The following is a 25,207-nucleotide window of genomic DNA, read 5'->3' as shown; positions in this document are numbered from 1 at the left end:
GAGCTGACTTCGTCAGTTTTATCTGCAACCTCAAAGCTGTGCTTTGAGCAACCTGCGGCTAGTTTCCTAGTTTGCTCTTTGATTTTCATTGAGTATTAAATTGTGCTATCGATTGTCATCATCTGTCATCATCTTGCTAGAAAAAAGGATTGAAGGTTTTTTCGTGAGCGATAGTAGTAGCTGGACCATGTCCTGGATAGACATCGTAGTTTGGTAGGGTGAAGAGTTGGGTCTGGATACTATGAAGGAGTTGCTCTGTACTACCAGTCGGAAGATCCGTCCGTCCAATTGTTTCGCGGAACAGAGCATCTCCCGTCAAGACTAGGTGAGCATCAGGAAAGACTAGGGAAACACCACCGATAGAGTGCCCTGGGGTCGGTAGAACCTTAAAACGAAATTCCTCTAGTTGGTATTCTTCGTGAAAGACAAAGGTGTGTTCTGCAGGTTTTGTGACCACATCTGCCATATCATCGTGGCGAGGGAGACCGGAGAGATTATCGACAGGAGTGTAGAGCCAGCTGGCTTCGCTCTCTGCGATATAGACAGGAGGATTGCCAAACGTCTCGCGAACCAAGTCCAGACTCATGATATGGTCATAATGAGCGTGGGTCAATAGAATGGCACAGATCGGTTTGTTGAGGTTCTCGATTGTCTGACGAATGGCTTCCCATTGACTACCAGGATCTACAACGATGAGGTGTTTTTCACCTTCCAGGTAATAGGTGTTTTCATAGGCAACAGGATTCACAGTTTTATGGATTTTCATTTTATCTCCAATCTCAAAGAATGTACTAAATTAAGTATAGCACAGTTAGGGAGAATAGGTAAGGATTTAGAATGAACTTAAAAACCAGCATGACTAGATGAAGACAGGCTGGTTCTCAATTTATCACTATTGGAAAGGTGTCAATTGCCCTTCATAGGTTGCATAAACTCCGTCACTAGCTTGTTTGATAGATGTGATGTTTAGAGTGCCACCGTAGTTGGCTTCTCATTTGTCGCTATATTCACTATAAGTTATCCTATTGGGCAGGTTCTGGTCGTTAGCATAGTATTGAACGACTGTTTTTTTATAACTTTGCTGGCTGAATAGAAACAGGCAGCTAACTCCTAACACTAGGAGAGCAAAGATAGAAATAGCAGCTTTTTTCATAGGTGTTCTCCTTATAAACTAAAGGATAGAAGAAAGTATCTTGAGGATTTTTATACTCTTCGAAAATCTCTTCAAACTACGTCAGCGTCACCTTGCCGTATATATGGTTACTGACTTCGTCAGTTCTATCCACAACCTCAAAGCGGTGCTTTGAGCAACCTGCGGCTAGTTTCCTAGTTTGCTCTTTGATTTTCATTGAGTATTAATTCCAAAATCCAGTCAAGGTACCAGTGTATGTGACACGAGTTCCACCGTTTATCTTTCGTATCTTCAATGGAATTGGGGAAGTCAAAAAGTCTTTGGGTTACAATATGGTTTCCGTTCTTCTATCTCTCCTTCTATCACCTAAGTTTAAAATCTAACTTCGTAGTATATTATGGACCGATAATTCAGAATTATCAAGCAATTCTGAATTATTTTTTTCTTATTCTGTTCCAATCTAGTTTTCATATTCTTAAAAAAGTGATAAAATGGTAGGAAGAATTGGAGAGTAGAGATGCCAAAAGAAGTGAATTTAACAGGCGAAGAAGTTGTCGCTTTAACCAAAGAATATTTAACGGAAGAGGATGTCCATTTTGTCCATAAGGCCTTGGTCTATGCGGTGGATTGTCATAGTGGTCAATACCGCAAATCAGGCGAGCCTTATATCATTCACCCTATTCAAGTGGCAGGTATTCTAGCCAAACTCAAGCTGGATGCTGTAACGGTAGCTTGTGGTTTCTTGCATGATGTGGTGGAAGATACAGATGCGACCTTGGACGATTTGGAAAGAGAGTTTGGTCCCGATGTGCGCGTGATTGTTGACGGAGTCACCAAGCTTGGCAAGGTCGAGTACAAGTCTCACGAAGAGCAGTTGGCTGAAAATCATCGCAAGATGCTCATGGCCATGTCTGAGGACATCCGCGTTATCTTGGTCAAACTGTCTGACCGCTTGCACAATATGCGAACCCTGAAACATCTTCGAAAAGACAAGCAGGAGCGCATTTCCAAAGAAACTATGGAAATCTATGCCCCACTTGCTCACCGTTTGGGGATTTCCAGTGTCAAATGGGAATTGGAAGACCTGTCTTTCCGTTATCTCAACCCGACAGAGTTTTACAAGATTACCAATATGATGAAGGAAAAGCGCAGAGAGCGTGAAGCCTTGGTGGATGAGGTAGTCACAAAATTAGAGGAGTATACGATAGATCGTCACTTGAAAGGGAAGATTTATGGTCGTCCCAAGCATATTTACTCAATTTTCCGCAAAATGCAGGACAAGAGAAAACGGTTTGAGGAAATCTATGACCTGATTGCCATTCGTTGTATTTTGGATACCCAAAGTGATGTTTATGCCATGCTTGGTTATGTGCATGAGCTTTGGAAACCCATGCCTGGTCGCTTTAAGGACTACATCGCTAACCGCAAGGCAAATGGTTACCAGTCTATCCATACGACTGTCTATGGGCCAAAAGGGCCGATTGAATTCCAAATTCGGACCAAGGCCATGCACGAGGTGGCTGAGTACGGGGTTGCGGCTCACTGGGCTTATAAGAAAGGCGTTAAGGGGCAGGTTAACAGCAAGGAGTCTGCTATTGGGATGAACTGGATCAAGGAGATGATGGAGCTTCAAGATCAGGCTGATGATGCCAAGGAATTTGTGGACTCTGTTAAGGAAAACTATCTGGCTGAGGAGATTTACGTCTTTACACCAGATGGAGCTGTCCGTTCTCTTCCAAAAGATTCAGGACCTATTGACTTTGCTTATGAAATCCATACTAAAGTCGGTGAAAAAGCGACTGGTGCCAAGGTCAACGGCCGTATGGTTCCACTGACAACCAAGCTCAAAACAGGGGATCAGGTTGAAATTGTCACCAACCCCAACTCCTTTGGACCTAGCCGCGACTGGCTCAATATGGTCAAGACCAGCAAGGCGCGCAACAAGATTCGTCAGTTTTTTAAAAACCAAGATAAGGAATTATCTGTTAATAAGGGTCGTGAAATGTTGATGACCCAGTTCCAAGAAAATGGTTATGTGGCCAATAAATTTATGGACAAGCGTCATATGGACCAAGTCCTGCAAAAGACCAGCTACAAGACAGAAGACTCCCTCTTTGCGGCCATTGGTTTTGGGGAAATCGGTGCTATTACTGTCTTTAATCGTCTGACTGAAAAGGAACGTCGTGAAGAAGAACGTGCCAAGGCCAAGGCTGAGGCAGAAGAACTTGTCAAAGGTGGCGAGGTCAAGGTTGAAAATAAAGAAACCCTCAAGGTCAAGCATGAAGGTGGTGTGGTCATTGAAGGTGCTTCTGGTCTCCTAGTGCGGATTGCCAAGTGTTGTAACCCCGTGCCTGGTGATGATATTGTCGGCTACATTACCAAGGGTCGTGGTGTGGCTATTCACCGTGTGGACTGTATGAACCTGCGCGCCCAAGAAAACTACGAGCAACGTCTCCTTGATGTGGAGTGGGAAGGTCAGTACTCTAGCTCAAATAAAGAGTATATGGCTCATATTGATATTTATGGCCTCAACCGTACAGGATTGTTGAACGATGTACTGCAAGTTCTCTCAAACACAACCAAGAATATTTCAACAGTCAATGCCCAACCAACCAAGGATATGAAATTTGCCAATATCCATGTGTCCTTTGGCATTACCAACCTCTCGACGCTGACTACGGTTGTGGACAAGATTAAGAGTGTGCCAGAAGTTTACTCTGTCAAACGAACCAACGGTTAATTGTCTGAGTTCTTACTAGAAAGGCTATTATGAAAATCATTATCCAACGTGTTAAAAAAGCCCAAGTCAGTATCGAAGGTCAGGTTCAGGGAAAAATCAATCAGGGGCTCTTATTGCTGGTTGGTGTTGGACCAGAGGGCCAAGAGGAAGATTTGGACTATGCTGTGAGAAAACTGGTCAATATTCGGATTTTTTCAGATGCAGAAGGCAGGATGAACCTATCTGTCAAAGATATTGAAGGAGAAATCCTTTCTATTTCCCAGTTTACCCTCTTTGCGGATACCAAGAAAGGCAATCGTCCAGCCTTTACAGAAGCAGCCAAACCTGATATGGCATCAGACTTCTATGATGTTTTCAACCAAAAACTAGCGCAAGAAGTGCCTGTTCAGATAGGTATCTTTGGAGCGGATATGCAGGTTGAGCTGGTCAATGATGGGCCAGTTACCATTATCCTAGATACTAAAAATAGATAAGAAAGATCAAGCCCAGCCGGCTTGGTTTTTCTCATCTATCATAAAATACTCCAAAAGAAATCGGTGCTTGATAGGCTTGGGGAAAGTCTTGTTTCAGGATTTGGCAGGTGCGATAGGAAGGGATGAGATGTCCTAGGATGAGGAGAGTCCCCTGAAGGAAAAGTGGGGTACCACTTAAACATATCAAGGAGAGAATCATCAGGCTATCCCATAGGAGGATTTGTAAGGCAAATCGCCAGAATCTCGGTCTAATCTGGGAATAGAGTTGACTAAAGTGGTCACAAAGCTGGTTAGAAAGATAGGTCAATAGCACAGGATGAAAGAAAATGAGCCAACCGCTATAAATTAAAATCCAATCCCAAGTAAGCCCTTCTTTAAATGTCAAAAATGCCAGCATGATTCCATCAATGACAAGGAGTTGAATGGTTTTGATGTATATGATGTTTTTCATGATAAAACCTCCTTTTTTCCTCTGTTAGTGACGGAATAGTTTATATAATTATTATACAATATTTAGTTGGATTATGGAAGCGCTTACTATCGTTTTTGATATACAAAATAGATAAGAAAACCCTGAAAATCAAACTTTCAGGGTTGGTTGGGGTACTTGAGAAATTAGTTGATTTTCTCGACATAGAGTTGTTTGGCAATGTCCATATTCACTTGTAAATCATTGTTTTTATTAAGGATAGTGAAGGTGTTGCTGAAGCCATCAAACTGCTTGACTTGGAGCGAATCACCGATGTGAAGTGAGTGCTTGTCCAGATAACTGAGAATGTCAAAGCTATCGTGCACCCGAGTCAGGCGGTAGGCGCCAGCTTCCTTGATGTCAGCTAGTGGCAGGTTATTGATTTCAACGAGGAGTTCTCCCTTGGCAGGAATAGTTCCTCCGTGGGGGCAGGTTTTAGGGAAACCTAGCAGTTTATCTAGTCTTTCCACGAACAGGTCAGAGACAGTGTGTTCCAAGACCTCAGCTTCCTCGTGAATCTGGTCACTTGTATAGTCTAAATGATGAACTAGAAAAACTTCAATCAAGCGGTGCTTACGATAGAGCTCAGAGACCAGTTTGAGGCCGAGGTCAGTCAGTAGATAGCCACATTCCTTGTCCTTTAGGATGAGGTTTTCACTCTTCATCCGTTTGATCATTTCAGTTACGGCAGGGGGAGAGACTTGCATGCGGGCAGCAATTTCCTTGTTGGTGATTTTATACAGGTCTATGCCAATTTCATAAATACATTTTAGATAATCTTCTTTATTTGGGGTCATTCGTTTCCTCTTGTCTAATATCTTTATCTAGTATATCAAAAAAAGCTAGATTTCTCTAGCTGTGACTTTTTATGTTATACTTATTGCAAGAGAAAAAACGAGGAGATGGATATGACGAAAATAGCTCTTCTTTCAGATATTCATGGAAATACCACTGCTTTAGAGGCTGTTTTGGCAGATGCTCGGCAGCTAGGAGTGGATGAATACTGGCTTTTGGGAGACATTCTCATGCCAGGGACAGGGCGTAGAAGGATTTTGGACTTGTTGGCTCAACTACCGATTACAGCTAGAGTTTTGGGAAACTGGGAAGACAGTCTTTGGCATGGTGTCCGCAAGGAATTGGATAGTACTCGTCCCAGTCAACGCTATCTCTTGCGCCAGTGCCAATATGTTTTAGAGGAAATTTCCCTAGAAGAAATCGAATTGCTCCACAATCAACCACTCCAGCTTCATCGTCAGTTTGGGGCTTTGACGGTGGGAATTAGCCATCATCTACCTGATAAGAATTGGGGGCGTGAGTTGATTCATACTGGAGCGCAAGAGGATTTTGACCGCTTGGTGACCAATCCACCTTGTGATATTGCTGTTTATGGTCATATTCACCAGCAGTTGCTTCGTTACGGTACTGGTGGGCAATTGATTGTTAATCCGGGTTCGATTGGGCAGCCTTTCTTTCTAGATGCTCAGTTGCGGAAGGACTTGCGGGCCCAGTATATGATTTTGGAGTTTGATGACAAGGGCTTGGTAGATATGAACTTCCGACGGGTAGACTACGATGTGGCAGCTGAATTGCAGCGGGCTAAAGACCTGAAACTTCCCTATTTTGAGGTTTATTATGAAAGTCTGGTCAATGGTATCCATCATACTCATAATCAGGAATTTCTGAGAGAATTGGCCCAGAAAGAGGGATACGATAGGGAGTTAGATGCCTGGTTGAAAGGTGGTAATGATTGACATTACAACTAAAAAGGGTATAATAAAAGAAAAAGAAGAGTAGAGGCAGGGATGTCTCGTAAAAAGGAGAAGAGGATGCAAATTCCAAGTAGATTTACCATTGCGACTCATATGCTGATAATCATTGCCCTCAAGGGGAAGGAAAGCAAGGTGACCAGTGATTTTTTAGCTGCTAGTGTCGGGGTCAATCCTGTCATTATCAGAAAAACCTTGTCCCAGTTGAAGAAGGCAGAGCTGATTTCAGTCGCGCGTGGAACAGGGGGAACAGAGATTGTCAAGGATCTCAAGGACATTAGTCTATTAGATGTTTATCAAGCGGTTGAGTGTCTTGGTAAGACAGGTCAACTCTTCAGTTTCCATGACAATCCGAATCCAAATTGTCCAGTTGGAGCTCATATTCATGATGTTTTGGATCAAAAATTGGAGAGAATCCAGCTGGCTATGGAGGCTGAACTTGGTCAGACCAGTTTAGAGCAAGTCGTGGCCGATGCAGAGAGTCAGATGAAGGAGTAATTTTTTCTTTAAAACAAGAAAAGCTTATGAGAAGGTTTTTATACTCAATGAAAATCAAAAAGCAAACTAGGAAGCTAGCCGCAGGTTGCTCAAAGCACCGCTTTGAGGTTGTAGATAAGACTGACAAAGTCAGTCACATATATACGGTAAGGCGACGCTGACGTGGTTTGAAGAGATTTTCGAAGAGTATTACCTTTTCATAAGCTTTTTATCTATTCTTCCATGCTTGGTAACGGGTATCAATCAATAATTGAGTGAGGCGTCCCATGGTTTCCCTTTCTTCTGGAGTGAGGGATTACGCTTGGACAAAGAGATGATGAATGTGTTCAATCGCCTTTAAGGAAGATAGGTCATTGATAGAAGTAATACCAGAATCAAGAATGGTGCCAAAGAAGAGGTCGAAATAGAGCTGGAGTTCCTCGTCAGGGACTGTGGCCACCCACTCCTTGAAGGTTGTGTCGACTTGTCGGCTATCACTGTTGGTCTTATCCAGCTGGACGAAGTGCTTGTCCTCAATCTGCCAACTAAAGGTATCGTGCTGGGCGATACCACCCAAGGTAGTACTGTGCACGATGATTTGCTGGTTAGGGATTTCCAGCATCATACCGATGATGGAACCTTGTGGGATGAAGACCTTGGTTCTATCCATTAGCCTTTGATAGCCCTCGGTTTGTGTCAGTTCTTTATGGAGACCAGGCGCATCAAAGGTATAAACTGCTGTGATTTGATCCTGTAAACTTTGTTCAATTTGACTAGCAGCATAGATGGCTAGATTTCCTCCCTTGGAATGTCCAGCCAGAATGACATTTTGATTAGGATGGTGGGCAAAAAAGTTCTTTAAATAGCGAAGGGCGTGCTTTTGAGCAGGAATTTCCTTCATATAGGTCAGGTGGAAATCTTCCTTCCAGCCAATGATACTGTCATCAGTCCCACGAAAGACAATCAGATAGGTATCGAGAGTGAGGCGGTAGGTCATAGCCGCAAACTGCTTTTGCAGTTCAGGGTCAATGTCGTTGATAAAATGAGAGAGTTTACAATTTTTGAAGCGTTTGTGTTGAGCTAGCTCATCTAATAGCTGGAGGCGATTTTTGCTGGTCAACATGTTAGGATTCCTTGGAACCTGAGGAGCCAGGTCTAAAAGTCGCTGAGGACTTGTGGAGACCAGATTATCAAAGGAGAGGTAGGTAGCTTCTGTTAAGGCTAGAATGTCTAACTCATTCAATGGAAAGTCGTAAAAGGAATCGTATGCGACATCTTTCAGGTAATCAAAAATATTGGCCATAAGAACTCCTTTCTTTTCTTTATCTTATCAAATTTCCCTCAAATTAGCTAGTAGGATTGTTGCACTTTGTTGGCTAAAAACAAGCTATGTCAAATTCAATTTCAGACATTCGAGCATGGAAAAATCTGTTATAATAATAGAAAAGGAGGAGCGCATGCACAAGATTTTACTAGTAGAAGATGATCAGGTTATTCGTCAACAGGTCGGGAAAATGCTCTCTGAATGGGGATTTGAAGTGGTCTTGGTAGAAGACTTTATGGAAGTTTTGAGTCTTTTTGTCCAATCGGAACCTCATCTGGTCCTCATGGATATTGGGCTGCCCTTGTTTAATGGTTATCACTGGTGTCAGGAAATTCGCAAGATTTCCAAGGTGCCTATCATGTTTCTGTCTTCGAGAGACCAGGCTATGGATATTGTCATGGCAATCAATATGGGGGCGGATGACTTTGTGACCAAACCTTTTGACCAGCAGGTTCTTTTAGCCAAGGTTCAGGGCTTGCTGCGTCGTTCCTATGAGTTCGGGCGTGACGAGAGTTTACTGGAATATGCTGGTGTTATCCTCAATACCAAATCCATGGATTTACATTATCAAGGGCAAGTCTTGAATTTGACCAAGAACGAATTCCAGATTTTACGCGTGTTATTTGAGCATGCAGGCAATATTGTAGCGCGTGACGACCTCATGCGGGAACTTTGGAACAGTGACTTTTTCATTGATGATAATACCCTCTCTGTCAATGTGGCTCGTTTGCGTAAAAAATTGGAAGAGCAGGGCTTGGTAGGATTTATCGAGACCAAGAAAGGGATAGGGTACGGACTGAAGCATGCTTGATTGGAAACAATTTTTTCTAGCCTATCTGCGCTCCCGTAGTCGTCTGTTTGTCTATCTGCTTGCTTTAGCATTTCTGATTTTGCTCTTTCAGTTTTTATTTGCCAGTTTGGGAACTTACTTTCTCTACTTTTTCCTCTTGTGTTGCTTTGTAACCATCTTATTTTTCACTTGGGACATATTGGTGGAAACGCAGGTCTATCGTCAGGAAATTCTCTATGGGGAGAGGGAAGCTCAGTCTCCTTTGGAAAGAGCCTTGGCTGAAAAATTAGAGGCGCGTGAGATGGAACTCTATCAGCAGAGGTCAGATTCAGAAAGAAAACTGACGGATTTGCTGGATTACTATACCTTGTGGGTCCATCAGATTAAGACCCCCATTGCAGCCAGTCAACTCTTAGTTGCAGAAGTAGCTGACCGCCAACTGAAGCAGCAGTTAGAACAGGAAATTTTCAAAATCGATTCCTATACCAATCTAGTCTTACAGTACCTGCGTTTAGAAAGTTTCCATGATGATTTGGTCTTAAAGCAGGTTCAAATTGAGGATTTGGTCAAGGAAATAATTCGTAAATATGCTCTTTTCTTTATTCAAAAAGGCCTAAATGTCAATCTACATGACCTTGATAAAGAAATCGTGACGGATAAAAAGTGGCTACTAGTGGTTATTGAGCAAATTATCTCAAACAGTCTCAAGTACACCAAGGAAGGTGGTCTGGAGATTTATATGGACGGGCAAGAGCTTTGTATCAAGGATACGGGAATCGGGATAAAAAACAGTGATGTCCTCCGAGTCTTTGAACGTGGCTTTTCAGGGTATAATGGACGCCTAACCCAGCAGTCATCTGGACTTGGACTTTACCTATCTAAGAAAATTTCTGAAGAACTGGGTCACCAGATTCGTATCGAGTCTGAGGTCGGAAAAGGAACGATAGCGCGGATTCAGTTTGCTCAAGTGAATCTAGTCCTTGAGTGAGAATAGACGAAAAAGCCTCCGGACTGGAGGCTTTTATGCTAGGTTCTTATTTCTCAACGCGTGATTTGTTGGCTATATCAGCTAGGATAGCTCCAACAAAATCATCAACTGAGACAGTTTGTGTTTCTTTTTGGCCATAGCGACGAACGTTGACTGTTTCGTCTTCCATTTCTTTGTCTCCAACAATTAATTGGTAAGGAATCTTGCTGGTTTGTGAAGCGCGGATCTTGAACTGCATTTTTTCATTGCGCTCATCTACGTCTGCACGGACACCGCGGTCACGGAGTTTCTTGGCTACTTCCCAAGCGTAGTCCACGTGTTTTTCGTTAGATACTGGGATGAGGGTTACTTGGTGTGGTGCCAGCCATGTTGGGAAGGCCCCCTTGTAGTTCTCAATCAAGATAGCTGTGAAGCGTTCCATAGTTGAGATAACCCCACGGTGGATCATCACTGGACGGTGCTCTTCACCATCAGCTCCGATGTATTTGAGGTCGAAGCGTTCTGGAAGCAAGAAGTCAAGTTGGATAGTAGAAAGAGTTTCTTCTTTTCCAAGAGCGGTCTTAACTTGAATATCCAATTTTGGTCCGTAGAAGGCTGCTTCGCCTTCGGCTTCAAAGTAGTCCACGCCCATTTCATCAAGAGCTGCACGAAGCATAGTTTGAGCATTTTCCCACATCTCATCGTTGTCAAAGTACTTGTGAGTATCTTGAGGGTCGCGAAGAGAGAGACGGAAGCGGTACTCATTCAAGTTGAAGTCTCCGTAAACATCGATAATCAACTGAAGAGCACGTTGGAATTCTTCTTGGATTTGTTCTGGAGTAACGAAAAGGTGACCGTCGTTGAGAGACATTTCACGCACACGTTGAAGACCAGTGAGGGCACCAGATTTTTCATAACGGTGCATCATACCGATTTCAGCGATACGGATTGGCAACTCACGGTAAGAGTGAACATGGTGTTTGAAGACTTGGATGTGGTGTGGGCAGTTCATTGGACGAAGGACAAATTCTTCCCCGTCACCCATGTCCATAGTTGGGAATATGTCTTCTTGGTAATGATCCCAGTGACCAGAAGTCTTGTAAAGTTCAACAGAAGCAAGTGGTGGAGTATAAACGTGTTGGTATCCAGAAGCCAACTCTTTGTCAACGATGTAGCGTTCCAACTCACGACGAATAGTCGCACCATTTGGCAACCAGAATGGAAGTCCTTGTCCCACTTCTTGTGAAATCATAAAGAGGTCAAGCTCTTTACCAAGTTTACGGTGGTCACGTTCCTTAGCTTCTTCACGCATTTGAAGGTAGTTTTTCAAGTCTTTCTTATCAAACCAAGCTGTCCCGTAGATACGTTGCATCATAGCGTTGTCGCTATTTCCACGCCAGTAAGCACCAGCTACATGGAGAAGGTGGAAGATTTGGATACGACCTGTTGATGGAACGTGAGGTCCACGGCAGAGGTCTACATATTCACCCTGACGATAGATAGTCAAACCGCCTTCGTCTTCTGAGTGTTCTTCAATCAATTCCAACTTGTAAGGGTCATTTTTGAAGATTTCACGTGCCTCGTCTTTAGTCACTTCTTCACGAATAGATGGGAAGTTTTCTTTGACGATTTTTTGCATTTCTTCTTCGATACGAGGAAGGTCTTCGTTAGAGATTTGACCAGCTGTGTTGTCAGTATCGTAGTAGAAACCATCTTCGATGGCTGGACCAACTCCCAAGTGAATGTCTGGGAAAAGACGACGAGCTGCTTGGGCGAACAAGTGAGCTGCTGAGTGACGCAAGATTGGAAGGGCATCTTCGTGATCAGGTGTTACAATTTCGATGCTTCCATCTTCAGTGATAGCACGAGTAGTGTCGATGAGTTTGCCGTTGAATTTACCAGCCAAGGCTTTTTTAGCTAGGGAATTGCTGATAGATTGGGCAATTTCAAAAGTTGTAACGCCAGATTCGAATTCACGAACAGCGCCATCGGGGAAAGTAATGTTAATCATGATGTTCTCCTTATATTGGTTATCCATTATTTCTAAAGCAGAAGTGTTTCCCTATTTCGCAGTCTTAAATAAAGAGAAACAAAAAGCAAAGAGAAACAAAAAGCGACGTCCTAGAAAGGACGTCGCAACGTGGTTCCACCTTCATTTATGTACCTCAAAAGAGAGGGACACCTCTGATTGGCTCTAACGTGGCCACCGTTTTATGTTTTCATAAAAAACTCAAGAGTAGTATCAGTATAGTCTTTCTATGCGTTCTCAGCAACCACGCACTCTCTAGTAGAAAGGGACTAAGTGACTTGTCTCTATGGATTATTATAGCATGATTGTGAGATTTTTCAAGGATTTTGTGAAAGTTTTTTGTTTTTCATTTTTGCAGAATATGCTTGATACCAATACCGGAAGCCATGCCGACCAGAGCAAAGGTTCCATAGGCTAAAAAGTAGACAATGCTAAAATCGTGGAAAGAAATGATAGTAAAGCAAAAGAGCAATCCAATGTCAAAAGGGAAAAAGGGAAACGGTAACCGTAAAGAAGAGAAACGATGAAGGTTACTAACGGAGAAAAGATAAAGATATTTAGAAGATGAGTCCTAGCAGATTGGGACCGGATGAGAGCAGTGAAAATAATTCATAAAGAGGCCAATAAAAGAAAAAGATGACCAGATAGTGGGGGAGATGGGAATAGAATCTAGGCATGATAATCAGCTCGTTTTAAAAAAACAGACAACTTAAATCTCTTGCTATGATTATTATAGCATGTTTAAAACAAGAAAGTAAATCTGTTGACAAAGAAGTTAGTTATTGGTAGAATAGGGATTGTCGTAAAGACAAATAACTTCTTCTTGGTTACAGGCATGCCAACCTGTCACTCGGATGAAGCCAAATAAAAAGGAGAAACATCATGGCAATCTCAAAAGAGAAAAAAAATGAAATCATTGCACAATATGCACGTCACGAAGGTGATACAGGTTCAGTAGAGGTTCAAGTTGCTGTCCTTACTTGGGAAATCAACCACCTTAACGAACACATCAAACAACACAAAAAAGACCACGCTACTTACCGTGGATTGATGAAAAAAATCGGTCGCCGTCGTAACTTGCTTGCATACTTGCGTAAAAACGACGTTAACCGTTACCGTGAGTTGATCAACTCTCTAGGACTTCGTCGCTAATTCAAGATACAAAGGCCGTCAAAAGCACAAAGCAAAAATAGGAAAATTGACGAAGAAACTTCAGTTTCTAGGAGATTTTATCTTTTTTGCCAAGTGCTTAGGCCGTGTTCAATTGAGCATATCTTGATAATAAAGCTACTCTAAATTGGGTAGCTTTTTTGCGTTGTCACCTTACCTCGCTATACTCAAGTATAATCTTCGGTTACGGTTCCTAGCACTGTAAGGTAAAATAAACCAGCTTTTCTCCCTTCGGGGAGATTTTTTTTGTTTCACTGAAAGTTTCGTACGATCTTCGCCTCGTCTATAAACGATTGATCTAGCAAGAATCATGATGCTAAGGGCGTCAAAAATCCGTATGAAAATAGGGAAATGACACAGTGTTCGATGAGCACAAGGAGTTTCATCTTTTTCACTAGGATTTTAGCCCGGGCTAAAATCAGCTCTCTGACTTCAGAGGGCTTTTTTATTGAGGTTTTATCGGTAACAATTTTGGAGACTACAAAAACCTCAAATGGTATCAGCTAATTACACCATAAAGGTGCGCAGTTACTCGGCTTTTCAAGCCGAGTAGCTGTCTGCAAGCCCCCTAGAAGAGCCCACTCTTTACAAAGTAAAGTATAGTATGTTATACTTTACATGGAAGTAGTCACTGAATTCCAGTTAGAAATTACTTTGTAACTACGTTTTGAGGAGGAGTAAAATGCTTTCCTACGTTCGACATTACCCACTAGCGATAGCTAAATTAATGTGTCTGTGCTCTCCTAAAATCTGCTGATTTATTACTGACTAATACAGGAGGTTTTTTTATGGGACAGACAATCATATCTGCTATTGGTGTTTATATTTCTACCAGTATCGATTATTTAATTATTTTAATTATTTTATTTGCACAGCTATCACAGAATAAACAGAAATGGCATATTTATGCGGGGCAATATCTAGGCACAGGCTTACTTGTAGGGGCGAGTTTAGTTGCTGCTTATGTCGTTAATTTCGTGCCTGAAGAATGGATGGTTGGATTGCTTGGTTTAATCCCTATCTATTTAGGGATTCGCTTTGCAATTGTTGGAGAAGATGCGGAAGAAGAAGAGGAAGAAATTATTGAAAGATTAGAACAAAGCAAGGCAAATCAACTGTTTTGGACAGTTACATTGCTGACAATTGCGTCTGGCGGAGATAATTTAGGTATCTATATACCTTATTTTGCTTCGTTAGATTGGTCACAGACCCTCGTGGCCTTGCTTGTGTTTGTAATCGGCATAATTATCTTTTGCGAGATTAGTCGGGTGTTATCCTCTATTCCGTTAATATTCGAGACAATTGAAAAATACGAGCGAATCATTGTGCCCTTAGTATTCATTCTACTTGGACTATACATCATGTATGAAAATGGCACGATAGAGACTTTTCTGATCGTGGAGATTTTTTTGTTTCACTAGGATTTTAGCCCTCTGAAAATCAGCTCTCTGATTTTCAGAGGGCTTTTTCATTGAGTATAAATGGACAATCTTAAAGTTACTCTATTGTAGAGTGGCTTTTGATTTGATTAGGAGATTCTTATAAATATAGTAAAATGAAACAAAAGCAGGACAAATCGATCAGGACAGTCAAATCGATTTCTAAAAATGTTTTAGAAGTAGAGGTGTACTATTCTAGTTCCAATCTACTATATAAATGAAAACCTTAGCTGTTTGGCCAAGGTTCATTTCTTCTATGCAAGTTCTTCTCTTTTCTTATCTGGGTTCCAGATGAAGCTTGCGAGAAAGCTAAAGATGATGGTTAGGATAGCGAGTATAATAGCAAGGATGAGGGCAGGAATGCGGATAAACCACCAGAGTGGATTTGGTTTTTTATCATTGTGCCATTGTTTCGTTTCTTCGTCCAGACGTTGGAATTCTGTTTGAATACGATTGGCGACTGTTTCAATGCCTTCATCATTCATTTTCTTGATATCTGAGATATCGATTGGATTTCCAAAGTTCATATCGACACGTTCACGGCTAATCAAGCCCTTCAAAGTCATGGGACCGGTGTAGGTAACCGGCATGATACGGACCTTGGCCATTTTGGCAATCAGAGCTACGCCCCCCTTGACATCGTTTGAGTGACGGCTCCCACTTGGAAACATGATGAGAGAGCGGTCACTTTTTTTGAGAACATTGATAGGGTATTTGATGGCTGAGGCGCTAGGATTTTCACGGTCGATAGGAAAGGCGCCACACATACGAATCCACCAGCCAAAGATACGGTTGGTAAAGAGTTCTTTTTTTGCCATAAAGATAAACTGTTTTGGCTTGGTCGCAAAGGCCATATAAACTGGATCCCACCAAGTGCGGTGAGGCGCAACCAAAATATAATTTTCATCTTGATTAGGAATTTTATCAGTATTATGATAGTGGGCATTGCCATTGATGGACCATAAGAGCAATACAACTAATCCACGCAAATAAGTATAAAACATGCGATCTCCTTCGATTGTTTTCTTGTTATTATTATACCTTATCAAAGGAGGGCTGGCAAACTTTTCCCTTGACTAGATGCATATTTGGGATGAGATTAGAATTCTTTTAGAAAAAATGATATGATAGAATTTATGGATAAAAATAAGATTATGGGATTAACCCAAAGAGAAGTCAAGGAAAGACAGACTAAGGGCTTGGTCAATGATTTTACTGCTTCGGCCAGTACCAGCACTTGGCAAATCATCAAACGAAATGTCTTTACCCTTTTTAACGCTTTGAACTTTGCCATTGCTTTGGCCCTTGCCTTTGTGCAGGCTTGGAGCAATCTGGTCTTCTTTGCTGTTATCTGCTTTAACGCTTTTTCTGGAATTGTGACCGAGCTACGGGCCAAACACATGGTGGACAGGCTCAATCTCATGACCAAGGAAAAGGTCAAGACTATTCGTGATGGCCAAGAAGTGGCTCTGAATCCTGAAGAATTGGTGTTAGGAGATGTCATTCGTCTGTCTGCTGGAGAGCAGATTCCCAGTGATGCCTTAGTTTTGGAAGGCTTTGCGGAAGTCAATGAAGCCATGTTGACGGGGGAAAGTGATTTGGTACAAAAGGAAGTGGATGCCTTGCTTTTGTCAGGAAGTTTCTTAGCCAGTGGGGCAGTTTCAGCTCAAGTTCACCATGTTGGATCTGAGAACTATGCTGCCAAACTCATGCTGGAAGCCAAGACCGTTAAACCCATCAACTCTCGTATCATGAAATCGCTGGACAAGCTAGCTGGTTTTACTGGGAAGATTATCATTCCTTTTGGTCTAGCTCTCTTGCTAGAAGCCTTGCTTTTAAAAGGCCTGCCTCTCAAGTCTTCCGTTGTAAACTCGTCGACAGCACTTCTGGGAATGTTGCCCAAGGGAATTGCCCTTTTGACCATTACTTCGCTCTTGGCTGCAGTGATTAAGCTGGGCTTGAAAAAGGTCTTGGTGCAGGAGATGTACTCTGTTGAGACCTTGGCGCGCGTGGATATGCTCTGTCTGGACAAGACGGGTACCATCACTCAAGGAAAGATGCAGGTGGAGGCTGTTCTTCCTTTGACCGAAGAGTATGGAGAGTCAGCGCTTGCTAGCATCTTGGCCAGCTATATGGCTCATAGTGAGGATAAGAATCCAACTGCCCAAGCCATTCGACAGCGTTTTGTGGGAGAAGTTACTTATCCTATGATTTCCAAGCTTCCCTTCTCCAGCGACCGCAAGTGGGGAGCCATGGAGTTAGAATGTTTGGGGACAGTTTTCTTAGGGGCACCTGAGATGTTGCTGGACTCTGAAGTCCCAGAAGCCAGAGAGGCCTTGGAGAGAGGTTCACGTGTCTTGGTCTTAGCTCTCAGTCAGGAGAAATTAGACCATCACAAACCACAGAAACCTTCTGATATTCAGGCTCTGGCCTTGTTGGAAATCTTGGACCCTATTCGAGAGGGAGCAGCAGAGACGCTGGACTATCTCCGTTCTCAGGAAGTGGGCCTCAAAATTATCTCTGGTGACAATCCCGTTACGGTGTCCAGCATTGCCCAGAAGGCTGGTTTTGCGGACTACCATAGCTATGTAGATTGTTCGAAAATCATCGATGAGGAATTGATGGCCATGGCGGAGGAGACAGCTATTTTCGGACGTGTTTCCCCTCATCAAAAGAAACTCATCATCCAAACGCTGAAAAAATCAGGACATACAACGGCTATGACAGGGGACGGGGTTAATGATATCTTGGCCCTTCGTGAGGCAGATTGTTCCATCGTAATGGCTGAGGGAGATCCAGCGACTCGTCAGATTGCCAATCTGGTTCTCTTGAACTCAGACTTTAATGATGTTCCTGAGATTCTCTTTGAAGGTCGTCGTGTGGTCAATAACATTGCCCATATCGCCCCGATTTTCTTGATAAAGACCATCTACTCATTCTTGCTCGCAGTTATCTGTATCGCCAGTGCTCTTCTGGGACGGTCTGAATGGATCTTGATTTTCCCCTTCATTCCAATCCAGATTACTATGATTGACCAGTTTGTGGAAGGTTTCCCACCATTCGTTCTGACTTTTGAGCGAAATATCAAACCTGTTGAGCCAAATTTCCTCAGAAGATCCATGCTTCGTGCTCTACCAAGTGCTCTCATGGTTGTGTTCAGCGTCCTGTTTGTGAAAATATTTGGAGCGAGTCAAGGTTGGTCTGAGATAGAAATCTCAACCCTACTTTATTATCTGCTTGGGTCTATTGGTTTCTTATCCGTATTTAGAGCCTGCATGCCATTTACCCTATGGCGTGTCCTCTTGATTGTTTGGTCAGTAGGAGGCTTCCTAGCCACAGCTCTCTTCCCAAGAATTCAAAAATTGCTTGAAATTTCGACACTTACAGGACAAACGCTACCTGTTTATGGTATCATGATGTTGGTCTTTACCGTGATTTTCATCCTGACTAGTCGCTATCAAGCCAGAAAATAAAGAAAGGCTGCAATCTGTGGATTGCGGTCTTTTTAGGTACAAGATTGCCAGCCGAAATGTGGTATAATAAGAGGTAATAGAGTTTGGAAAGTGAGAGAAGATGATTTCAAAGAGATTAGAATTGGTAGCTTCCTTTGTACCACAGGGAGCCATTTTATTAGATGTGGGAAGTGATCATGCTTATCTGCCCATCGAGTTGGTTGAGAGAGGACAAATCAAAAGTGCCATTGCAGGTGAGGTGGTGGACGGGCCCTACCAATCTGCAGTCAAAAATGTTGAAAGTCACGGGTTAAAGGAGAAAATCCAAGTCCGTTTAGCCAATGGTTTGGCAGCTTTTGAAGAGGAAGACCGAGTGTCTGTCATTACCATCGCAGGGATGGGCGGCCGTTTGATTGCTAGGATTTTAGAAGAAGGCTTGGACAAGTTAGCTAACGTAGAGCGTTTGATTCTCCAGCCCAATAATCGTGAAGACGACTTGCGCATTTGGTCGCAAGACAATGGTTTTCAGATTGTGGCAGAAAGCATTCTAGAAGAAGCTGGCAAGTTTTACGAGATTTTGGTGGTGGAAGCAGGACAAATGAAGCTATCAGCCATTGATGTTCGCTTTGGACCTTTCTTGTGCAAAGAGGTCAGTCCAGTCTTTGTCCAAAAATGGCAAAAAGAAGCTGTTAAGCTAGAGTTTGCCCTCGGACAAATTCCAGAAAAAAATCTGGAGGAACGTCAAGTTCTAGTAGATAAAATTCAAGCCATCAAGGAGGTTCTCCATGCTAGCAAGTGAAGTAATTAACGCATATGAAGCCTTTTGCCCTCAGGAATTTTCCATGGAGGGCGATAGTCGTGGTCTGCAAATCGGCACTTTGGACAAGGATATCCAAAGGGTCATGGTGGCTCTCGATATTCGTGAAGAAACGGTGGCTGAAGCCATTGAAAAGGGTGTGGACTTGATTATTGTCAAGCACGCGCCGATTTTCCGTCCCATCAAGGACTTGGTCGCCAGCCGTCCGCAAAATCAGATTTACATTGACCTCATCAAGCATGACATTGCAGTTTATGTCAGCCATACCAATATTGACATCGTTGATAATGGGCTCAATGACTGGTTTTGCCAGATGCTAGGCATTGATGAGACGACTTATCTTCAGGAAACAGGTCCAGAATGTGGAATTGGTCGTATTGGGAATATTCAGCCTCAGACATTTTGGGACTTGGCCCAGCGTGTCAAGCAAGTCTTTGGCCTAGATAGCCTTCGAATGGTGCATTATCAAGAGAGAGATTTGCAGAAGCCTATTTCAAGAGTGGCCATCTGTGGTGGAAGCGGGCAGTCATTCTATAAGGATGCTTTAGCTAAAGGAGCGGATGTCTATATCACTGGTGATATTTACTACCACACTGCCCAGGATATGTTGTCTGATGGCTTGCTGGCATTGGATCCAGGTCACTATATCGAAGTGCTGTTTGTGGAAAAAATCGCAGCACTCCTTACTCAATGGAAAGAGGAAAAAGGCTGGGAACTAGAGATTTTACCTAGCCAAGCATCGACCAATCCTTTCCATCATATCTAGTTAGAAGGTGAAGACAATGAAAAATTGTACTAGTATAATTATGGTAAACTGAAACTACACTAGTACAAATGTGATTCTGAGACATTGTTGAGACTGGATTTTTTTGTAAAACTTATACCCGAAATTTTATAAATAAAAAAATACAATAGTCCTCGTTTTTTGCAGTTTAATCAAAAAATCCAATACATATAATTAGAAAGATAACAATTTACCATAAAATACTCTAAAAACAGAAAAAATTAAATGTTTTTCCTTGCAAAATTCGGGGGGGGGGGGGGTGGTATAATTGCTACTAGACTGTATACTCTTCATAGGAGGTATAGTGGGGTAAATAGTCGTAAGTTGCTATTTAATATTATTGTCAATTGAAGAGGAAAATGACATGTTCTCTTCAATCATATCTTTAAGGAGAAAGAGTTATGGATTTTAGAAAGTCTAACAGAGAAAAGGTCTTCCGTTACTCCATTCGTAAGTACCACTTTGGTGCCGCCAGTGTTGCGGTTGCCGCATTGATGTTTTTTGCCAACGGTGCAGTAGCAGCGAGTGAGACAGTCACTTCAGCTACAACTAATGACGTGGTCGCTGGATTTGATGGTAACCCTGATGGGGCTCTGCAGGAGTCGGATGAGGGAGAGTCGAAGGAGGTTGTACTTGAGCAACTTGCTGAAGGCAAGATCACAAAGGAGATAAAAGGGCAAGGGAGGTCAGCGGAAGGATCTAATCAAGGACAGACAGTAGCTGCCCCTAAAACTACTGGAGTAGACTCTAGCCAGCCAGAGTCTGTTCAAGAAAGTTCTCAGGTGAGAGAGAAAAGGGCAGGATCTGCTGACACGATAGCAGCCAAAACAAGCAGCACTGGAGTCCTTCAGCCTCGGGTGCTCAAAGACAGCCAGTCTGACTATGACCCTATTCCACTTGACGATGATGAGGATGATACAGAACAGGATGAACAACCGTTAAACACTCCGGTGACAACAGCGATTCAACCTCGTTCAAGAGGAAGCAGACAAGAAGTTCCTTCAGGCTACATAGCTGTGCCAAGTAATGCTTATGTAGATGGGATCAACTACTTTTTAGAAGATGGACATGCAGGTTCACCTTATGCCCGTGGAACCTATGTCTATGGTTCGCAACGTTCAAGAGCATATTGGGACGGAAAAGAGTTTCGTATTCCGGAAGCGAAAGATTTTATCTACGGGATAGTCAAGAAAACAGAAACTGGTTTTAAATGGGAGATTGATATCAATAAGGGAAAAGTAGGACGGGGTCCACACCACTACTTATCAAATACTTTTTGGTTTACCCTACCTAAAAACCACACTGTAAAAGCAAACTCAGTAACTATTTCTCGTTATGATCATAGGACTGGTGGCACCACTGCTACTAGTGGAGATGCAGGTAACGGAGAGGATCAAATTCTAAAGGCCTTACAATCAGCTGATGGAATTAGTGATGAAAAGCAGGGGACTGTTGCATCAACAGGAGCGGCAGCAAAAAGTGGAGGTTATGGTTATCGGACGGATAGTCTGGATGGCTTAGCCAAGGAAGAAGTTAACTGGTGGGTGCAGAAAGGTTTCTACTACCATGCTGATAAAAACTTCCCAACTGAAGTTGAGAAAAAGGCAGCTTCTAAATACTCTGGTATCAAAAATGAAACCGAGAAAGTCTACACCTTCTCTTTGGACGGAGGACGTGATGATAGCTACCATTTGACCTTTGAGACGACTTCCCCAGATACGACTTTCCGTAATCTCTATTACGCCTTGGGTGTTAAAGGGTTTAGGCTGTCAGGGAAATCAGTTAATCGCTTGCTAGTCAATCAGTGGTACGGTAGAGCTGCCGGTGAAGGAGACCAGGCTGAGAAGTATCCGGCTCAGTTGGAAGGGAATGGCTACTATCAGATTGTACAAGGGCAAATTTGGCAGCCGAGAAATAATAATGTATCAACAACTCCAGGTACCTCTTCATCTTTAATTGCTAAAAGCGATGGAGGCATTGACCTTGAATCTTACTTTAAAAATAGGGATAAGGTAGGGGATAATGCTGAATCACATCCAACTTCTTATAATCTTTTTAAGGATGGTGTCAAAGTTGAAAACAACCAAGAGGTTGCAAAGACTATCGTCAATACTCCGGGAGTGAAATCTTATCTTGTAGAGCGAATCTTTGCTGACGGTTCTGGTGAATTGGTTCAGTTAAATTTTGTTGTGAAACCGAAAAAACCAAGTTTAAATACTGATTTGCAAAAGCAAGCAGGGACGATAAAGGATATCACTGCAACTAACGGAACCAAAGGTGTAGAGATGGTTCTCTACCATGACGGAAAAGAAGTAGCAACCAGTATTGCTGGTGATGATGGAAATGCAACCTTCAAAAATGTTGTTATTACAAAAGGTTCTTATACTGTCAAGTCACGTGTTTCAGATCAGTCTTATTTGACTGCAGAAGGCAAGCGAACTTCACTCTTAGAGTCTGAATCATCAGATGCTAAAGAAGCCAACTACGATAGGAGTCAGATTCGTATTGGGTTTGGACAAAGTGGAGAGGGCGGAGCAGCTCCTAGCTTTGAGGAAGGTAAGTATAAAGCACTATATCGTGACAATTATACTGAAAAACAACTACAAGTACTGGTTCAAGTCCCTGCTGGCCAGATTATCAAAAATATTGAAGTAACTAATTTAGAAAAAACAGGCTTGGTTCATGGTGAAATGAATCAGGTTGGTCCTCTAACTAGTACGATGCCATTAACAGGAGATATTAAAAAAGACAATTCAGGTATCCATCAAATTACTGTTACGGTTACAACCGCAGATAATCTAAAAAATACAGAAAAACTCTATCTATACATTCCATTTACGAAACCGACTTTTGAAACAACAGCTGAGAGTTTGAAAGGAAAGACTACAGGAAAACCGGTCATCAAAGCAAACTCTGGAACAAAAGGAGAAGCAGCAAATATTCCTGATAAAGCAAAACTGAAAACCTTCTTGGTTAAAGGTGGGAATGATGTGGATGCTGTAGGCACAGGTGCTTCTGATAATAAGCCTAAAAAAGCTACTGGCTATACTATTCTTGCTAGTGGTGATGTTAAGGCGGATGGAACAGTTGAGTTTACTCCTGATAAGTATAGACAAGAATTGGTGGGGAATGAGGAACTTCGTCTAGTTACGGCAGTGGTTAAGGAAGGTACAGATGAACCTGTTTTAGACTATCTTGTATCACCACTATCAGAATCGCTTAAACTAGAACTTCCTACAGAAGTTAGCCGTGACTTTGTAAGCCCAGCAGAAAAAGTTACCGTTGAAAATCCAGGTAGTCTAAATCAAACCGAGAAAGATAAGCTAAAAAAAGCTATTGAAGATGCTAATCCAGGATTTAAAGTTGAAATAACAGATGATGGTAAGGTTCAGGTGACCAGACCGGATGGACAAGAGGAAGAAGCTGCTGTCAGTGATTTTGTGAAACAAAATGGGCAAGCAGATTCTGCAGATGATTCGACTTCTCCAAAAGAAATCCAAAAACCAACTGAAAAAGTGAAGGTAGCTAATCCAAATAAGCTAACCAAAGAGGAATTGACGAAGATTACTCAGAAGGTTCAGGAGAAAAATCCTGGTGCTACTGTAAACGTTGGGCAAAATGGAGATGCCTATGTTGTACAACCAGATGGAACAAGTGGCTTGATTTCCCACAAAGATTTGTTGGAGCTGACAGAAGAGCAAAAAGAAGCTGCAAAGAACCGTAAACCGTTAGTCAACCCAGAGCAGAAAGTACCTGTAACCGATCCAGAGAAACTAAATTCTTCAGATATTGAAAAGATTAAGAAGGCTCTACAAGCTGCTAACCCAGGAGCGACTGTTACAGTGGATAGCGATGGAAATGCAACTGTTACAAGTCAGGACGGATCAGAAAGTAAGTTTATCTCACGAGATGACTTGGTTACAAAAGTGACGGTCCAAGCGCCTCAATCTCCAACTATCTCACAAGATAAAGAAACTCTAACGGTAACATCAATGGTAGGTCAAGACGAAGCTACTAAGGTTATGCTTACGTATACAAATGCTACTGGACAAGAAAAAACTGTTGGTTTTACTAAAACTGGTAGCAACTGGAATAAGGATGACGCCAATGCAGATAGCACAATTTCGATTATAAATGATGAAAATGGACTGGGCAAAATCCTAATCCAAGCTGAAACAGCAGAAGCAGGTTCAACAGTTACAGTTAAGCAGCAGAAGGACGGCTCTGACTTTAGTATAGCAGCTACTACTAAGGTTTTAGGAAGATTAGAGGATGTAAGTGGTATAGCCCAACCAGATGGTTCGGTTGTAATTACTGTACCGCAGGAAGCTACTGAGTTTGATTTGACTTATCATAATCAAACTAGTAATCGTTCAGAAACACAACATTTTAGAAAAACTGATCAAGGATGGAGTGCTGTTGCAGGAATTACAGCTAGTGGCAATAGCTTTACCCTTCCAAAAAGTTTAGTAAAAGACGGGACGGAAGTTGCGGTAAAAGCTTCTAGCGCAACGAAAATTTCAGAGACTAAACGAATTAAGGCTAAGTTTGAACAACCGAGTGCAACAACTAGTGCTACACGTCAAAATGGAGATGTAGAAGTTACATTACCGACAGATGCAGAAAAAGTGACCTTAACTTATAAGAACAAACAAAATACCAATGCCACAGTAACACTGGTTAAACGAGGAAATAATTGGAGCTCTTCAACAACCTTACCAGATGGTATCAGTCTAGCAAATGGTAAGGTTACACTTGACTATACAAAAGTGAACAGGAATACAAATATCACAACAGCCTCTACTAGAGGAAATGGCGATGTTGAATCTCAAGCAAATAACCAAAATCATCCTATTCCAGAACACACAGCTCCGACGACTAAGACGATTACAAAAGTAATCGGTGAAAATCCTACAAATGCAGAGTTACTTGCTGCTGTAGATGTAGCTAACAAAGCATCAGCTGTACTGAAAGAAGGAACACAGTATCCAACTACAGTAGGGAACCATACTCTTGACGTTGTTGTTACTTATACAGATCAAAGTACAGAAAACGTAAGAGTAACGTATGTGGTGAAACCAGCAGACAAGACAGCTCTAACGCAAGCGAATAACGACTTAGCAAGCGAAGTAGCAAGTCAACCAACTACAGATGACAAGCCACAAAGCAAAGTTGACGCATATACTAAAGCAAAAGAAGCGGCGGATAAAGCAGTGGAAGCAGCGAAAAAAGTAATAGCGGACGACAATGCGGCACCAGAAGCTGTACAAGCAGAGCTAGCGAAAGTAAACGCAGCCAAAGCAGCCTTGAAAGCGGCAGAAGATGCCGTAACAACCGCAGCGACAACTACAGCGAAAAATAAACTAACTGAGGATAAA

Annotated in this window: 18 protein-coding genes and 2 pseudogenes; 12 read left to right on the top strand and 8 right to left on the bottom strand. The window is 42.3% G+C overall.

Features of this window, described 5'->3' with window-relative positions:
• Positions 1-136 precede the first annotated feature (136 nt).
• Complete coding sequence (locus tag HT678_RS09470) at positions 137-766, bottom strand: MBL fold metallo-hydrolase (RefSeq protein ID WP_050971287.1); 630 nt, start codon at positions 764-766, stop codon at positions 137-139.
• A 225-nt stretch (positions 767-991) separates the two neighbouring features.
• Positions 992-1,153, bottom strand: a complete 162-nt coding sequence (locus HT678_RS09465) for a hypothetical protein (protein ID WP_166727910.1) — start codon at positions 1,151-1,153, stop codon at positions 992-994.
• 496 nt (positions 1,154-1,649) lie between these two features.
• On the opposite strand from HT678_RS09465, the gene HT678_RS09460 reads away from it, so the two are divergent.
• The gene (locus HT678_RS09460; RefSeq protein ID WP_050207829.1) at positions 1,650-3,872 is read left to right on the top strand and encodes a bifunctional (p)ppGpp synthetase/guanosine-3',5'-bis(diphosphate) 3'-pyrophosphohydrolase; all 2,223 of its coding nucleotides are present in this window, start codon (positions 1,650-1,652) and stop codon (positions 3,870-3,872) included.
• A gap of 29 nt (positions 3,873-3,901) precedes the next feature.
• A complete protein-coding gene (gene dtd, locus HT678_RS09455) occupies positions 3,902-4,345 on the top strand; it encodes a D-aminoacyl-tRNA deacylase (RefSeq protein ID WP_172924894.1) in 444 nt (147 codons plus the stop codon).
• A gap of 31 nt (positions 4,346-4,376) precedes the next feature.
• Here the strand turns inward: dtd and HT678_RS09450 are convergent, their stop codons facing one another.
• The gene (locus HT678_RS09450) at positions 4,377-4,796 is read right to left on the bottom strand and encodes a hypothetical protein (protein WP_000789565.1); all 420 of its coding nucleotides are present in this window, start codon (positions 4,794-4,796) and stop codon (positions 4,377-4,379) included.
• Between the two features lie 164 nt (positions 4,797-4,960).
• Positions 4,961-5,611 carry a metal-dependent transcriptional regulator gene (locus HT678_RS09445; protein ID WP_000188523.1) on the bottom strand — a complete coding sequence of 217 codons (651 nt, stop codon included), beginning with the start codon at positions 5,609-5,611 and terminating at the stop codon, positions 4,961-4,963.
• Between the two features lie 111 nt (positions 5,612-5,722).
• Between HT678_RS09445 and HT678_RS09440 the strand changes: the two genes are divergently transcribed.
• Entirely contained in the window at positions 5,723-6,565 is an 843-nt protein-coding gene (locus HT678_RS09440; RefSeq protein ID WP_000160952.1) for a metallophosphoesterase family protein, read from the top strand.
• Between the two features lie 75 nt (positions 6,566-6,640).
• Complete coding sequence (locus HT678_RS09435; RefSeq protein ID WP_001166796.1) at positions 6,641-7,078, top strand: Rrf2 family transcriptional regulator; 438 nt, start codon at positions 6,641-6,643, stop codon at positions 7,076-7,078.
• A 208-nt stretch (positions 7,079-7,286) separates the two neighbouring features.
• Here the strand turns inward: HT678_RS09435 and HT678_RS09430 are convergent.
• A pseudogene (locus tag HT678_RS09430) lies at positions 7,287-8,360 on the bottom strand (DUF2974 domain-containing protein).
• Positions 8,361-8,514: 154 nt separating this feature from the next.
• Here HT678_RS09430 and HT678_RS09425 point away from each other — a divergent pair.
• Positions 8,515-9,192, top strand: coding sequence for a response regulator transcription factor (locus HT678_RS09425; protein WP_000548991.1), 678 nt, complete (start codon positions 8,515-8,517; stop codon positions 9,190-9,192).
• On the top strand, positions 9,185-10,159 hold the full coding sequence (locus HT678_RS09420; protein WP_000887963.1) for a sensor histidine kinase: 975 nt from the start codon (positions 9,185-9,187) through the stop codon (positions 10,157-10,159). Before HT678_RS09425 ends, HT678_RS09420 begins: the two co-directional genes overlap by 8 nt.
• 46 nt (positions 10,160-10,205) lie before the next feature.
• Here the strand turns inward: HT678_RS09420 and thrS are convergent, their stop codons facing one another.
• On the bottom strand, positions 10,206-12,149 hold the full coding sequence (gene thrS / locus HT678_RS09415; RefSeq protein ID WP_000608343.1) for a threonine--tRNA ligase: 1,944 nt from the start codon (positions 12,147-12,149) through the stop codon (positions 10,206-10,208).
• Positions 12,150-12,484: 335 nt separating this feature from the next.
• Positions 12,485-12,844 (bottom strand): annotated as a pseudogene (locus tag HT678_RS11605) (hypothetical protein).
• 205 nt (positions 12,845-13,049) lie between these two features.
• Here HT678_RS11605 and rpsO point away from each other — a divergent pair.
• Together rpsO and HT678_RS09405 are read left to right on the top strand one after the other, a co-directional pair.
• Positions 13,050-13,319: a 30S ribosomal protein S15 gene (gene rpsO / locus HT678_RS09410; protein ID WP_001018251.1), complete on the top strand. Its 270-nt coding sequence runs from the start codon at positions 13,050-13,052 to the stop codon at positions 13,317-13,319.
• Between the two features lie 806 nt (positions 13,320-14,125).
• Positions 14,126-14,758: a CadD family cadmium resistance transporter gene (locus HT678_RS09405; protein WP_000531724.1), complete on the top strand. Its 633-nt coding sequence runs from the start codon at positions 14,126-14,128 to the stop codon at positions 14,756-14,758.
• A gap of 272 nt (positions 14,759-15,030) precedes the next feature.
• Here the strand turns inward: HT678_RS09405 and HT678_RS09400 are convergent, their stop codons facing one another.
• On the bottom strand, positions 15,031-15,780 hold the full coding sequence (locus tag HT678_RS09400; RefSeq protein ID WP_016569651.1) for a 1-acyl-sn-glycerol-3-phosphate acyltransferase: 750 nt from the start codon (positions 15,778-15,780) through the stop codon (positions 15,031-15,033).
• 132 nt (positions 15,781-15,912) lie between these two features.
• Here HT678_RS09400 and HT678_RS09395 point away from each other — a divergent pair, with 132 nt between their 5' ends.
• From HT678_RS09395 to HT678_RS11600, 4 genes are all read left to right on the top strand, one after another.
• Positions 15,913-18,249: a cation-translocating P-type ATPase gene (locus HT678_RS09395; protein WP_025172077.1), complete on the top strand. Its 2,337-nt coding sequence runs from the start codon at positions 15,913-15,915 to the stop codon at positions 18,247-18,249.
• 100 nt (positions 18,250-18,349) lie between these two features.
• Positions 18,350-19,027 (top strand): tRNA (adenine(22)-N(1))-methyltransferase TrmK, encoded by a 678-nt coding sequence (locus HT678_RS09390; protein WP_172924892.1) that lies wholly within the window; start codon positions 18,350-18,352, stop codon positions 19,025-19,027.
• Positions 19,014-19,811, top strand: a complete 798-nt coding sequence (locus HT678_RS09385) for a Nif3-like dinuclear metal center hexameric protein (protein ID WP_000881143.1) — start codon at positions 19,014-19,016, stop codon at positions 19,809-19,811. Before HT678_RS09390 ends, HT678_RS09385 begins: the two co-directional genes overlap by 14 nt.
• 419 nt (positions 19,812-20,230) lie before the next feature.
• Positions 20,231-25,207, top strand: a 4,977-nt coding sequence (locus HT678_RS11600; RefSeq protein ID WP_240153454.1) for a YSIRK-type signal peptide-containing protein, incomplete at its 3' end; no start/stop codon positions are given.

The sequence above is a fragment of the Streptococcus sp. 3167 genome, from assembly GCF_013277175.1.
Lineage (GTDB): Bacteria > Bacillota > Bacilli > Lactobacillales > Streptococcaceae > Streptococcus > Streptococcus pseudopneumoniae.
This window is presented reverse-complemented; position numbering and strand designations above follow the sequence as displayed.

Coding starts and splice junctions, on each gene's coding strand:
- HT678_RS09390 (WP_172924892.1), top strand. CDS start 18,350: ATGATTTCAAAGAGATTAGAATTGGTAGCTTCCTTTGTACCACAGGGA.
- HT678_RS09450 (WP_000789565.1), bottom strand. CDS start 4,796: ATGAAAAACATCATATACATCAAAACCATTCAACTCCTTGTCATTGAT.
- HT678_RS09385 (WP_000881143.1), top strand. CDS start 19,014: ATGCTAGCAAGTGAAGTAATTAACGCATATGAAGCCTTTTGCCCTCAG.
- HT678_RS09395 (WP_025172077.1), top strand. CDS start 15,913: ATGGATAAAAATAAGATTATGGGATTAACCCAAAGAGAAGTCAAGGAA.
- dtd (WP_172924894.1), top strand. CDS start 3,902: ATGAAAATCATTATCCAACGTGTTAAAAAAGCCCAAGTCAGTATCGAA.
- HT678_RS09470 (WP_050971287.1), bottom strand. CDS start 766: ATGAAAATCCATAAAACTGTGAATCCTGTTGCCTATGAAAACACCTAT.
- HT678_RS09420 (WP_000887963.1), top strand. CDS start 9,185: ATGCTTGATTGGAAACAATTTTTTCTAGCCTATCTGCGCTCCCGTAGT.
- HT678_RS09405 (WP_000531724.1), top strand. CDS start 14,126: ATGGGACAGACAATCATATCTGCTATTGGTGTTTATATTTCTACCAGT.
- HT678_RS09425 (WP_000548991.1), top strand. CDS start 8,515: ATGCACAAGATTTTACTAGTAGAAGATGATCAGGTTATTCGTCAACAG.
- HT678_RS09440 (WP_000160952.1), top strand. CDS start 5,723: ATGACGAAAATAGCTCTTCTTTCAGATATTCATGGAAATACCACTGCT.
- HT678_RS09465 (WP_166727910.1), bottom strand. CDS start 1,153: ATGAAAAAAGCTGCTATTTCTATCTTTGCTCTCCTAGTGTTAGGAGTT.
- rpsO (WP_001018251.1), top strand. CDS start 13,050: ATGGCAATCTCAAAAGAGAAAAAAAATGAAATCATTGCACAATATGCA.
- thrS (WP_000608343.1), bottom strand. CDS start 12,149: ATGATTAACATTACTTTCCCCGATGGCGCTGTTCGTGAATTCGAATCT.
- HT678_RS09460 (WP_050207829.1), top strand. CDS start 1,650: ATGCCAAAAGAAGTGAATTTAACAGGCGAAGAAGTTGTCGCTTTAACC.
- HT678_RS09435 (WP_001166796.1), top strand. CDS start 6,641: ATGCAAATTCCAAGTAGATTTACCATTGCGACTCATATGCTGATAATC.
- HT678_RS09400 (WP_016569651.1), bottom strand. CDS start 15,780: ATGTTTTATACTTATTTGCGTGGATTAGTTGTATTGCTCTTATGGTCC.
- HT678_RS09445 (WP_000188523.1), bottom strand. CDS start 5,611: ATGACCCCAAATAAAGAAGATTATCTAAAATGTATTTATGAAATTGGC.